The organism is Leclercia sp., from assembly GCF_036780805.1.
Taxonomy (GTDB): domain Bacteria; phylum Pseudomonadota; class Gammaproteobacteria; order Enterobacterales; family Enterobacteriaceae; genus Enterobacter.
Genome location: NZ_DAIQCE010000002.1, coordinates 101112 through 113778, shown reverse-complemented (window position 1 = coordinate 113778; position 12667 = coordinate 101112). Strand labels below are relative to the sequence as shown.

Sequence of the window (12667 nt, the reverse complement as noted above, 5' to 3'; positions counted from 1 at the left end):
GTGGCAGCAACATATGTATTACATACAGGCCTGTCGAAATGAGCAATAACCCATTGATTCCAGAGAGTAAACTTCCTGCTCTCGGCACCACCATCTTTACCCAGATGAGCGCCCTGGCGCAGCAGCACAAGGCGATAAACCTGTCGCAAGGTTTTCCCGATTTCGATGGTCCGGACTATCTGCAACAACGCCTGGCCTGGCATGTGGCGAACGGTGCTAACCAGTATGCGCCAATGACCGGGGCGCAACCGCTGCGCGAGGCGATTGCCGATAAAACCGCCGAACTCTATGGCTATCAACCGGATGCCAACAGCGAGATCACCGTGACTGCCGGGGCGACCGAAGCCCTGTACGCGGCCATTACCGCGCTGGTACGCACCGGCGATGAGGTGATCTGCTTTGACCCCAGCTACGACAGCTATGCCCCGGCGATTGAATTATCAGGGGGCGTGGTCAAGCGTGTGGCGCTGCAGCCGCCGCACTTCCGCCCGGACTGGCAGGCCTTTGCGGCGCTGCTGAGCGACAAAACCCGGCTGGTGATCCTCAACACCCCGCATAACCCGTCGGCAACGGTATGGCAGCAGGCGGATTTCGCCGCCCTCTGGCAGGCCATTGCCGAACGCGAAATCTATGTCCTGAGCGATGAAGTATACGAGCACATCTGCTTTGCTGACGCGGGGCATGCCAGCGTGCTGGCTCATCCGCAGCTGCGGGAGCGGGCGATTGCCGTCTCGTCGTTTGGGAAAACCTTCCATATGACCGGCTGGAAGGTGGGGTACTGCGTGGCACCGGCGGCTATCAGCGCCGAATTGCGCAAGGTGCATCAGTTCCTGACCTTTGCCGTCAACACCCCGGCACAGCTGGCGATTGCCGATATGCTGCGTAACCAGCCGGAACATTACCGGGAGCTGCCGGACTTTTATCGCGCCCGCCGGGATCTGTTTATCGACGCGCTGAGCGCCAGCCGGCTGGAGATTTTGCCCTGCGAAGGGACCTATTTCCTGCTGGCGGACTACAGCGCTATTTCCGATCTGGATGACGTCAGTTTTTGCCAGTGGTTAACCAAAGAGGTGGGCGTGGCGGCAATACCGCTGTCGGTGTTCTGCGCCGACCCGTTCCCGCATAAGCTTATTCGCCTCTGCTTTGCCAAACAGGAAGCCACGCTGTTGGCGGCGGCGGAACGGCTGGTATCGCTCTGAGCCGTAGACACCTCGCGCGTTAAATTAAATACACCGGGATAATAAAATCATTCCGGTGTATTTAGTTGATGCTAAAAATAAACCAGAAATATTATTTTTAACATCAATCATACTTAAATCCTTCGGTGCTGACCTGGTCAATAAAGCTGGAAAAGATCGTACTGGTTAATGCCGCACGGCTATACATCATATAAATATTAACGATGGGTAACTCAAAGGGGGCGTTTACCCTTTTCAGTTTCAGGGTGTCACGATATTGGTTATAGACGAGCTCAGGAATATAACCCAGCAAATTAGATGAGCTGATCATATTGATGAGTGAGAAGAAAGAGTCGCTGCGAAAACCGATTTTCCTGTCCGCAAAATGTTTTTCTGACTCGGTACGGAAGTGACTGACGCCGGGTTCGTTGGTGATGAAATAGGTGAATTTTTCCTCATACAACTGCTCCAGCGTGACGCTCTCCCCAATACGCGGATGCCCCTGCCGACAAACGACGGCCATCGGCATTGTCATAAAATGCGTACAGACAACAGAGCGGTTATTGATGGGCATAAACGAAAAGATCAGGTCGGCTTTACGGTAGGCCAGCAGGTCTTCTGCGGTATCCCTGGAAAGCAGCAGGTCATGATACTCAATCTCATAGTTGTGTTCCCGTATCAGCTTTTTCATGGGCATGAACAGCCGATCCGGGGTCAATGCCTGAGGGGCATAGACGACGATGCTTTTCTCCAGCGAAGAACCATGCATGATGTTAATGGTCTGCTCAATCTGGTTCAGGTTCTGTTCAAGATGCTTATGCAGATTGACGCCCACGGTGGTGGGGGTGATGCCTTTACCGGAACGGATGAACAGCGGGTCGTTCAACTGATTGCGTAAACGCTGTAGCGATTGACTCACGGCAGAGGGGGTAATAAACAAGGTTTCAGCCGCCTTGCTGATACTCAGATGCTGGTAGATGCACTCGAATATGACCAGCAGATTCAAGTCAAATTTCTTCAGATCGTAGAGGTTAGCCATAATTCATCCTGATTAGCTGTGCGTTACCGGGATCTTATACACGATAACTATAGAAGTAAGTTAGCCATTCTCCATCCATTTGACTGGTTAACTTAACTGAGTTTAAATTCCAGCTTAATATATCATGGCTGTAGATTAATGAAATAAAGGCAGCACGGTTGTTCTAATAATTTTATCCGCGAAAGTTGGGCGGCGCTGTTGAAATTACGCCGCCACTCCTGTATTAACGCGGGCCCATCATCATATTGAGTTGCTCATTATCGGGCAGGCCCACCACCTGCTGTAATTCATTTGCATTATTCATGTAATAAAGCGCGGGAGTGGCGCTGGCCCCGAGCGCATCCATTATTTCCTGATTGTTTTTTAATGTTTTTTGCTGTGCGGGAGGCACGGCGGAGGGCACTGTCAACGCCATTTTCCCGCCGGATTGTTCGTAGTCATGCCAGCTTTTCGCCGGATCCGTGGCGGTGAGGATAGCCGCTGCGGCACCCATACTTTCAGGCTTAATGACCCCCACCAGCAGGGTACGCAGCTGCACTTTCCCCGCGTCTACCCACGGACGTGCCTGCTGCCAGAATTGCAGGCAGTAGGGGCAGAAAGGATCGGCAAAGACATAGATCACCCGCGGGGCGTCTTTCTTGCCGTCAAGCAGCCATTCGGCCTTCTCCATGCGTTGCCACAGCTCGCGCCCGGCGGGGGCATAGAGCTCTTTCTGAATCACCTGCTCGCTCAGGTTATTGCCCTGTTCATCATACATGTACCCGGAAATAGCATGTTTGCCGTCCGGCGTCAGGTAGATGGTGACCCCCATATCCTGATACTTACCCAGCCAGCCCTTCATCCCGCCGGGTGCTTCAAAGGGTTTAATAATAGTGATGCCTTGTTTTTCTACGGCTTTAACCGGGGCAGGCAGCTCTTCGGCATGGGCGAGAAGGGGGAAAAAGGCGAGGAGCAGGGCGGATCTTAACATGAGTAATCCTTATAAAATCAATGGCAAAGAGCGGCTTCGGTAAAACCTATCGCAATCATAGGTATTATTACCCTGTCAGCCAATTGCCCTTTCTTTGGGTGGGTGGTGTAATCCACTTCGCTGTTACGACCTTGCTAAAGGTAATGTAGAGCGCAACGCATCGCCAGCTTCGGCTGGCACTGATGTTACCCACGGGTAGCTCAGGTATCAGGGCCGCCGTCAGGCGGCCTTTTTACTTTGCGGCCTCCATCCGGGTTGTTAGGTATTGCTGATTGATTTGATACAGCAAACGCATTAGCCCGAAACGGCAAAGTTGGTTACCTTAGCTCTCAACGAAAACACGGAGGAAGTACAGATGTCTTTAATTAACACCAAAATCAAACCTTTCAAAAACCAGGCGTTCAAAAACGGCGACTTCGTAGAGATCACCGAGAAAGATACCGAAGGCCGCTGGAGCGTGTTCTTCTTCTACCCGGCTGACTTTACTTTCGTCTGCCCGACCGAACTGGGTGACGTTGCAGATCACTACGAAGAACTGCAGAAGCTGGGCGTAGACGTTTACTCTGTCTCTACCGACACCCACTTCACCCACAAAGCATGGCACAGCAGCTCTGAAACCATCGCTAAAATCAAATACGCGATGATCGGTGACCCGACTGGCGCCCTGACCCGTAACTTTGAAAACATGCGTGAAGATGAAGGCCTGGCCGACCGTGGCACCTTTATCGTTGACCCGCAGGGCATCATCCAGGCCATCGAAGTTACCGCTGAAGGTATTGGCCGTGACGCATCCGACCTGCTGCGCAAAATCAAAGCGGCTCAGTATGTTGCTTCTCACCCAGGCGAAGTGTGCCCGGCGAAATGGAAAGAAGGCGACGCGACCCTCGCACCTTCTTTAGACCTCGTCGGTAAGATCTAAATCTGAAAAGCCCGGCGGCGCTGCGCTTGCACGGGCCTACAACACTGTAGGCCGGGTAAACGAAGTGCCACCCGGCAATCAATGGGCGCATCTGCGCCCATTTCATTCAAATACCATGATGCAAGTTGCATTCAGGCAGCCCGGATAAGGCCGCTTGCATGATGATGTTTTTTAAGCAGGAGATGAATAATGCTCGACACAAATATGAAAACCCAGCTCAAAGCCTACCTTGAGAAGCTGACTAAACCTGTTGAGCTGATTGCCACGCTGGATGACAGCGCTAAATCGGCAGAAATCAAGGAACTGCTGGCGGAAATCGCCGAACTGTCTGCGAAAGTGAGCTTTAAAGAAGATAACAGCCTGCCGGTGCGCAAGCCGTCCTTCCTGATCACCAACCCAGGCTCCACCCAGGGACCGCGTTTTGCCGGTTCTCCGCTGGGACATGAATTTACCTCCCTGGTGCTGGCGCTGCTGTGGACCGGCGGTCACCCGTCGAAAGAGGCGCAGGCGCTGCTGGAGCAGATCCGCGATATCGACGGTGATTTTGAGTTCGAAACCTACTACTCGCTGTCATGCCACAACTGCCCTGACGTGGTGCAGGCCCTGAACCTGATGGCGGTGCTGAACCCACGCATCAAACACACCGCGATTGACGGCGGCGTGTTCCAGAGCGAAATCACCGATCGCAACGTGATGGGCGTTCCGGCGGTGTTTGTGAACGGAAAAGAGTTCGGTCAGGGTCGCATGACGCTGACAGACATCGTCGCCAAAGTGGATACCGGCGCTGAAAAACGCGCGGCGGAAGAGTTGAACAAGCGTGACGCTTACGACGTGCTGATTGTCGGCTCCGGCCCGGCGGGTGCGGCGGCTGCGGTTTACTCTGCCCGTAAAGGCATTCGTACCGGTCTGATGGGCGAACGCTTCGGCGGCCAGGTGCTGGATACGGTGGATATCGAAAACTATATCTCCGTGCCGAAAACCGAAGGCCAGAAACTGGCTGGCGCCCTGAAAGCGCACGTCAGCGAATATGAAGTGGATGTGATCGACAGCCAAAGCGCCAGCAAACTGGTGCCTGCGGCGCAGGAAGGCGGCTTCCATGAGATTGAAACGGCCTCTGGCGCAGTGCTGAAAGCCCGTAGCATCATCATTGCTACCGGTGCTAAATGGCGCAACATGAACGTGCCCGGTGAAGATCAGTATCGTACCAAAGGGGTGACCTACTGCCCGCACTGCGACGGCCCGCTGTTTAAAGGCAAGCGCGTCGCGGTAATTGGCGGCGGTAACTCCGGTGTTGAAGCAGCCATCGACCTGGCGGGTATCGTTGAGCACGTCACACTGCTGGAATTCGCACCAGAGATGAAGGCCGACCAGGTTCTGCAGGATAAAGTCCGCAGCCTGAAAAACGTCGATATCATTCTCAACGCGCAGACCACCGAAGTGAAAGGCGACGGCAGCAAAGTGACCGGTCTTGAGTACCGCGACCGCGTGAGCGGGGATGTGCACAGCGTGCCGCTGGCGGGCATCTTCGTCCAGATTGGTCTGCTGCCAAACACCACCTGGCTGGAAGGCGCGATTGAGCGCAACCGCATGGGCGAGATCATCATCGACGCCAAATGTGAAACCAGCGTGAAGGGCGTATTTGCGGCGGGCGACTGCACCACCGTGCCGTACAAACAGATTATCATCGCGACCGGCGAAGGCGCGAAAGCCTCCCTGAGCGCTTTTGATCATCTGATCCGTACCAAAACAGCATAAGAACGTAAGACAACACCTGCAAAGCAAAGAGTCTACCTGACGGTAGCCTCTTTTTTTATCTCACGACCAGCACCGGGATCCGGGCGTGGCCTATCACGCTGGAGGCGTTCGAGCCCAGCAGGTGGGTGGAGATGGACGGGTTACGCGACCCGATCACCACGATATCGGCTTTTAGCTCGTTGGCCACCTCGTTCACCACGTCGCGCACGTTACCAAAGCAGACATGGGTTCTGATCCGCGACGGATCGATGCTGAAATGGCTGACCATGGTCTTCAGGCGGGTTTGTGCTTCCTTTTCGATATGCTCTTCGAAGCGGCGCATATCGGCGGCAAAGCGATGCAACCCAAAGGTGGCCGAGCCCGGTAAAACATGCAGTAAGTGAATAATGCCATCCTGCTGCGCCAGGAATTCAGCGTGGCGGATCGCCTTGTCGCTCAACTCCATCTCAAAAACATCCACCGGCATAATAATCGTCTGGTACATAACCGTTTCTCCCTGTGTATTTACGCTTAATCCATTCAAACACAAAATATAATCAGATTCTGATAGCTCGCTGACACTTTTTAATATCGCCTCGTTTGTTGGCATTTTGCCGTGCCGCTGTAAATCCAGGAATAATCCCAAAGCCGCGCAATTTCCCGGTATATCCCTGCTGATGGCTACCCTTTTAAGGTAAACCCGCATTTTTTCTCTGAATCCGGAGGTCGAATGAAAGCATTGACGTATCACGGACCCCATAACGTAAAAGTTGAAACAGTACCCGATCCGGCCATCGAGCAAGATGACGATATCATTCTGCGCATCACCGCCACCGCGATCTGCGGTTCGGATTTGCATCTCTATCACGGGAAGATACCCAAGGTGGAACATGGCGATATCTTCGGCCATGAGTTTATGGGTGAGGTGGTGGAGACCGGGCGAGAGGTGAAAAATCTCGCCAAGGGCGATCGAGTGGTGATCCCCTTTGTCATCGCCTGCGGCGACTGTTTTTTCTGCCGTATGCAGAAGTACGCCGCCTGCGAAAACACCAACAGCGGGCCCGGCGCGACCCTGAATAAAAAACAGATCCCGCCTCCGGCTGCGCTCTTTGGTTACAGCCATCTCTACGGTGGCGTACCCGGCGGCCAGGCGGAATATGTTCGCGTGCCGAAAGGCAACGTCGGGCCGTTCAAGGTACCGCCGGTGCTGTCAGACGATAAAGTCCTGTTCATGTCGGACATCCTCCCCACCGCCTGGCAGGCCGCTAAAAATGCCCAGATTACCCAGGGCAGCAGCGTTGCGGTGTTCGGTGCCGGGCCCGTGGGGCTCCTGACCATCGCCTGCGCACGTTACCTCGGGGCCGAGCAGATTTTTATCGTCGATCATCACGACTACCGGCTGCGTTTCGCCCAGGACCGGTATGGCGCGATCCCGATTAACTTTGACCACGACGACGACGCCGCAGAAAAAATCATTGAGCAGACCCGGGGCCAGCGCGGGGTGGATGCGGTCATTGATGCGGTCGGCTTTGAGGCCAAAGGGAGCACCACGGAAACGGTACTGACCAACCTCAAGCTCGAGGGCAGCAGCGGTAAAGCCCTGCGGCAGTGTATTGCCGCGGTACGGCGCGGGGGGATCGTCAGCGTGCCGGGCGTCTATGCCGGCTTTATTCACGGTTTCCTGTTTGGCGACGCCTTCGACAAAGGGCTGACCTTTAAAATGGGGCAGACCGACGTTCACGCCTGGCTGGGTGAACTGTTGCCGTTAATCGAGCAGAGGCTGATCACGCCTGAAGAGATCGTCACCCACTATCTGCCGTTTGAAGAGGCAGCCCGCGGCTACGAGATCTTTGATAAGCGTCAGGAAGATTGCCGGAAAATTATTCTGGTGCCCGGGGCACAAAGCGCGCAAGTGGCAAAAGAGCGGGTTACCGGGCTGGTCAACCCTATGCCGGGCGGCGTTATCTGAGTGCGAAGAGGCGGAAAGAGGATGCCCTGGCATCCTCTGGGCAAAGCGGGTTAACGCTTGTTCAGATGGGATCAGCGCAGGTATTCGCCTGCCGCTTCAGGCTGCCAGACAAGTTCCAGCACCTCCAGATGCGTGGCGGTACCGCCCGGCAGTTCCCAGTGGATGGTATCGCCGGTACGCAGGCCAATTAACGCGGCACCCACCGGCGCAAGCACCGACAGCTGCGTGCTGCTGTCGGTCATCTGCGCCGGATAGACCAGCGTGCGGGTGCGCACTTCACCGGTGGTCAGATCGCGAAATTTCACCTGACTGTTCATGGTCACCACGTCAGCGGGCATATCCTGCGGAGCGCACATCTGCGCGCGATCCAGTTCGTCGTTCAACGCAGCGGCGACGGGCAGCGAGGCAAACGCCGGTTGCTCCAGCAGGCGGTCGATACGCTCAGCATCGAGTTCGTTAATGATGATTGTGGGTCTGGACATTATTTACTCCATGTCGTTAATGCTGCGACAACCGCAGAAGAGAAGCCAAAAGAAAACCCTCGCCATCCGGTAGCGAGGGTTTAACTAAGTCTGATAATACTGAGTCTGTGCCCCGGTTTGAAGTGATGAGTGTCACATTCATGGTGTGGATGTTATCCGCGGGCGTCAACTGGGTCATTAGTATGAAATTCAGCCAAAAAAGATGATCCTTCTAAAATTTGGATTATCCTTCTAAAGCGCAGGTTATGTAGCGTGACACACCCATAACAGCAGAACAACGAAGACTGTAGCACGAAATTCAGTCTTACTTTTCTACGGATTGCGTTACGCTGATCCTCTTGGGGTAGGGGGATGAGCGAAGCGTAATCCGTGCCTGCCGGTCTTTATTTCTGAATTTCCCAGAGAGCACTATGTACTTTTATCAACCTTCCCAGGGACACGGCCTGCCGCATGACCCGTTAAATGCCATTGTTGGACCCCGCCCGATTGGCTGGATTGCCTCCTGCGATGCTGAAGGACGCCCGAATCTGGCACCGTACAGCTTCTTCAACTGCTTTAACTACCATCCGCCTGTCATCGGCTTTGCCAGCACCGGCTGGAAAGACAGCGTGCGCAATATTGTTGAGACCGGGGAGTTTGTCTGGAATCTCACCACTCGCGGGCTGGCCAGCGCCATGAATGAAACCTCCGCCAGCCTGCCGCACGGTGAAGATGAGTTTTTACGTGCCGGGCTGACCAAAGCAGAAAGCCGGGTGGTGAAAGTGCCGCGGGTCGCGGAAAGCCCTGTCAACTTTGAATGCCGCTTGTCGCAGTGCATCCAGCTGACGGCGGCAAACGGTGCTGAGATCGATACCTGGCTGGTACTGGGGGAAGTGGTCGGGATCCACATTGATGAAAGCCTGCTGGATGACGGCATTTATCAGACGGCAAGAGCGCAGCCAGTCCTGCGCGCGGGTGGCCCGACGGCGTACTTCGCCATCGGTGAGGATCAGCGTTTTGACCTGGTTCGCCCGGACGCCCGAAAAACGGGCGGTCAGTAACCGATTTTATCGATGACAAACTGCTTCCCGCAGTTACCCGGGTGCGGTTGGGCAATAAATGAGGCGGTCGTCAGCGGAGCATTAATGCTGGCGGCGGTCAGCGTGAGCTGCACTTCGGTGAGATAGGCCGGGTTGCCGCTGCAGCTGAGCTTGACGGCTTTGACCGTCTGCGGGCCCCAGCTCTTAGCGACCGCGGTGTCGAACGCGCTGCGGGTGACGGTTTTACCGTAGTTTGCCGCCAGGAACTGCCCAAGCCCGCTGGCCTTCACTTCCTGATTCATCCGCACCATGGTGCCGAAATAGGCATCAGGATCGAAGCCGAAGCAGACCCCATGTTTGGCATATTCGTAACGCTCCAGGCAGGAGTTGCCGCCCGCACCGGGCATCACCTCGTTCAGCTTAGCTGCACCCGTCAGCGACAGGCCGGTCTCGGCCGCATCACATTTACGGCCCGCTTTCACCTCGGGCATGTTGGGGATCGGGCGGGTCGCGCAGCCATAGCGCATCCAGCGGCGATCGTCGACCCCGCGCGCGGCGATGGATTTCGGTAAGCCCGGCCACAGGCCATGCACGGTGAGGATCGTTGTTTTATCGTCACGCTCTTTTTGCAGGCGACACTCGTCGGGCGCTGCGCGGTTGCGGTCATGCAGGCTCTGGCAAAAGCCAGACTGCCAGGAGAGCGCCAGCACGTAGCGATCAAAATCCGCGTATTGCGTTGCCTGAAGCGGGGCAGCCTGCGCGGGGAGTGCGCACAGTGCAGCTGCGGTTGCGCTGAGAGCGAAAACGAAATCCTTTCTGAACATGTCAATTCCTGATGGTTGGAAGCAGGGTATTGCTGGGAATGATTAAAGCACAAAAAGCGCCCGCAGGCGCTTTATGCTGAGAGGGGGTTAACCCACCGCGGTGCCTGGCACCAGCACTTCCGTGGCGATAATCACGATCACCAGGCCGACAAGCACCGGAACCGAGGTGCGTTTTACCACCTCGAACGGCGAGATTTTCGCCATCCCGGCGACGGCCACCACCACGCCGGAGACCGGAGAGATGGTACGGCCCAGGTTAGAAGCCTGTAGCATTGGGATGGTGAGGTATGCCGGGTTGATGCCGGAAGAGTGCGCCAGTTTCGGGATCATCTCCACGAAGGCATAGAACGGCGCGTTACCCGAACCCGTCGTCATCGCCGCCAGCATGGTCAGCACCACCAGGACCAGCATCAGGATAATGCTTGCGGAACCGAACGAGGTGGCGATGGAGATCAGGCTCTGGATAAAGCCGATCGTGCTCAGCCCCTGGGCAAAGACCCCGGCCGCCACCAGCAGCATCACCACGCCGGCGAAGGCATCCGCCATGCCACGATAGGCCACTTCCAGGCCGCTAAAGACCTTCTGGGTATTGAAGCCGCGCACAAACTCCAGCACCGCCGCCAGCAGCATGCAGATAACCAGAATGGTAATGATGTGCAGCTCCGGTCCCCATTTACCGTCGAAAATCAGCACCCCGACAATCGGCGTAAACGGCAGGATGGCGTAGAACGAGGGTGCCGTGGTGGTGATTTCGCTGACGTCGAGTCTTTCGTGGGAGATGTTCTCTTTTTTATCGAGATAGCGCTGCCAGAAGAAGTGCGCAATCGCCATGCCGATAATGGCGGCAATGGAGATCGGCAGGGTGGTTTTAAAGGCGAAGTCGATCAGCGGCATCTCGGCGGCTTTGGCGGCCAGCACCACGTCGCCGGAGGTCGGGGAGAGAATAATCGCTGCCGGGGAGGCACAGATAGCCGCCGCCGCGCCGCGGCTGATCCCCACGTTGACCATTACCGGGAACAGGGTGGCCATCAGCAGTACGCCCAGGCCGGTTGCCGAGGAGACGGCCAGCGACATCAGACAGGCCACGAAATAGGCGGCAATCATCAGCAGGTAAGGGGAGTTGATATAGCTCAGCGGCTTTGAAGCCAGCTTGACCACCATATCGTTGGCACCGATGTGGGTCATATAGGCCGCAAACCCACAGAGCATCATGATCATCATCCCCAGATCGCCACCGCGGCTCATCAGCAGGATTTTGATGTATTCGACGATGTCGGTTGCGGTGTAGCCGGTGCTGGTGGCGCTGGACGGCAGCACCTTATGGCCCATCAGGGCGCTGACGATCAGCAGGACAAGGCCGCCGACAAACAGCACCCCGGTGGCGGAGTAGCCTTTGATGATGTAGCGCGCGACGCCGACAATGACGACCACCCCGATCAGGAGCTCGATAAACGTTAGCATGGATCCCTCAGTTTCCCGACGCCCCAGAGCGAAAGGAGAAAGTAGCAATGAAATTAAGGTGACAAAATGTGCCGAAATAATGGTCCGGCCTCGCTGACCAAAATCAATAAAACGACTACTAAAGAGGTATCCAGGCCGATTTTGCTGCTGTAGTGGCGTTAATGGGCGCGGGTTGGTCTTGTATTGGTTTCAGAAAAGCAATAACCGCACAAAACGTAAATAAATCTAAAACGGCTTTTATCTCAGGAATATCCCTGCGTATACTCGGGTCTCTTTTTGCAACCTAAGACGCTGTTATGCCTGCCAGCTGGATCCTTCGACTGCGCTACCTGAAAAAACATCTGCTGATGCTGATGTTCGCTTTCGGCTGGCTGTTGATCCAGAGCCAGGTGGCGGTGGCTTCACACGACTGCGCCATTAACGTGCAGGGCGAGACGGCGACCATTCAGCATCTGGACATGATGGCGATGCCGCAGCATCACGCCGCACCGGCGTCGTCAGGGCTGTGCGATAAACACTGCGTACCGGAGCAGGTTCAAAAAGACACGGGGCATTCGCCGCTGGTGGCGCTGCCTGCTGCCATGACCATCACCCTTAATGACCCGGACTGCGTGGCTGTTGCCGCATCGTCCCGCGTCGTCACTCCGCCCGCCGTGGGGCCACCGGCAACGATCCGTTTTTGCCGGTTCCGGGAGTGAATCCACCTGTTAATCCGTTGATTTTATTTTAATTTATGTTTAACAGGAGCTTTATCATGCGTGCTTTACTCTTTTCCGCGCTGCTTGGCGCGTGCTTTACCCTTTCTTCGTATTCCGTTCAGGCGACCACGAGCGTCTCTCCGGCGACCCCGCAGTGGCAGGGACAGGGCGTTATTCGGGCGATCGACGCCCGGGCGCTGGTGATCGAGCATGACGCGATCCCGGCCCTGAAGTGGCCCGCCATGACCATGCCGTTTGCCTTTTCAGCCGATGTTGACCTGAGCGCCGTGAAACCGGGCGATCGGGTGACATTTACGCTGGTGCGGGCCGGTGACGGCTTTCAGATAATCTCGCTCACGCCGCTGCGCTAAGCG

13 protein-coding genes are annotated in these 12667 nt (G+C 55.8%); 7 read left to right on the top strand and 6 right to left on the bottom strand.

Annotated features, from left to right (window positions below):
• The first annotated feature begins 38 nt into the window (after positions 1 to 38).
• Positions 39 to 1199, top strand: coding sequence for a pyridoxal phosphate-dependent aminotransferase (locus V7Q49_RS09850; RefSeq protein WP_333850713.1), 1161 nt, complete (start codon positions 39 to 41; stop codon positions 1197 to 1199).
• A 103-nt stretch (positions 1200 to 1302) separates the two neighbouring features.
• Here V7Q49_RS09850 and citR read toward each other — a convergent pair whose 3' ends face one another.
• Both citR and dsbG read right to left on the bottom strand, forming a co-directional pair.
• Positions 1303 to 2217 carry a DNA-binding transcriptional repressor CitR gene (gene citR / locus V7Q49_RS09845; protein WP_333850711.1) on the bottom strand — a complete coding sequence of 305 codons (915 nt, stop codon included), beginning with the start codon at positions 2215 to 2217 and terminating at the stop codon, positions 1303 to 1305.
• Positions 2218 to 2440: 223 nt separating this feature from the next.
• Positions 2441 to 3187, bottom strand: coding sequence for a thiol:disulfide interchange protein DsbG (gene dsbG, locus V7Q49_RS09840; protein WP_333850709.1), 747 nt, complete (start codon positions 3185 to 3187; stop codon positions 2441 to 2443).
• 355 nt (positions 3188 to 3542) lie between these two features.
• Between dsbG and ahpC the strand changes: the two genes are divergently transcribed.
• A complete protein-coding gene (ahpC, locus tag V7Q49_RS09835) occupies positions 3543 to 4106 on the top strand; it encodes an alkyl hydroperoxide reductase subunit C (protein ID WP_032617008.1) in 564 nt (187 codons plus the stop codon).
• A gap of 189 nt (positions 4107 to 4295) precedes the next feature.
• Entirely contained in the window at positions 4296 to 5861 is a 1566-nt protein-coding gene (gene ahpF / locus V7Q49_RS09830; RefSeq protein WP_333850706.1) for an alkyl hydroperoxide reductase subunit F, read from the top strand.
• A 55-nt stretch (positions 5862 to 5916) separates the two neighbouring features.
• Here ahpF and uspG read toward each other — a convergent pair whose 3' ends face one another.
• Positions 5917 to 6345 carry a universal stress protein UspG gene (gene uspG, locus V7Q49_RS09825; protein ID WP_333850704.1) on the bottom strand — a complete coding sequence of 143 codons (429 nt, stop codon included), beginning with the start codon at positions 6343 to 6345 and terminating at the stop codon, positions 5917 to 5919.
• 225 nt (positions 6346 to 6570) lie between these two features.
• Here uspG and V7Q49_RS09820 point away from each other — a divergent pair, with 225 nt between their 5' ends.
• The gene (locus tag V7Q49_RS09820; protein WP_333850702.1) at positions 6571 to 7809 is read left to right on the top strand and encodes a zinc-dependent alcohol dehydrogenase; all 1239 of its coding nucleotides are present in this window, start codon (positions 6571 to 6573) and stop codon (positions 7807 to 7809) included.
• Between the two features lie 71 nt (positions 7810 to 7880).
• Here V7Q49_RS09820 and rnk read toward each other — a convergent pair whose 3' ends face one another.
• Positions 7881 to 8291 carry a nucleoside diphosphate kinase regulator gene (rnk, locus tag V7Q49_RS09815; RefSeq protein ID WP_333850699.1) on the bottom strand — a complete coding sequence of 137 codons (411 nt, stop codon included), beginning with the start codon at positions 8289 to 8291 and terminating at the stop codon, positions 7881 to 7883.
• Between the two features lie 410 nt (positions 8292 to 8701).
• Between rnk and V7Q49_RS09810 the strand changes: the two genes are divergently transcribed.
• Entirely contained in the window at positions 8702 to 9331 is a 630-nt protein-coding gene (locus tag V7Q49_RS09810; protein WP_333850697.1) for a flavin reductase family protein, read from the top strand.
• On the opposite strand, the gene rna is transcribed toward V7Q49_RS09810, so the two are convergent.
• Positions 9325 to 10134 (bottom strand): ribonuclease I, encoded by an 810-nt coding sequence (gene rna, locus V7Q49_RS09805; protein ID WP_333850695.1) that lies wholly within the window; start codon positions 10132 to 10134, stop codon positions 9325 to 9327. The genes V7Q49_RS09810 and rna overlap by 7 nt on opposite strands.
• Before the next feature lie 87 nt (positions 10135 to 10221).
• Entirely contained in the window at positions 10222 to 11595 is a 1374-nt protein-coding gene (gene dcuC / locus V7Q49_RS09800; protein ID WP_333850694.1) for an anaerobic C4-dicarboxylate transporter DcuC, read from the bottom strand.
• A gap of 296 nt (positions 11596 to 11891) precedes the next feature.
• Between dcuC and V7Q49_RS09795 the strand changes: the two genes are divergently transcribed.
• Complete coding sequence (locus tag V7Q49_RS09795; protein ID WP_333850693.1) at positions 11892 to 12293, top strand: hypothetical protein; 402 nt, start codon at positions 11892 to 11894, stop codon at positions 12291 to 12293.
• 56 nt (positions 12294 to 12349) lie between these two features.
• Positions 12350 to 12664, top strand: coding sequence for a copper-binding protein (locus V7Q49_RS09790; RefSeq protein WP_333850692.1), 315 nt, complete (start codon positions 12350 to 12352; stop codon positions 12662 to 12664).
• Positions 12665 to 12667: the final 3 nt, after the last annotated feature.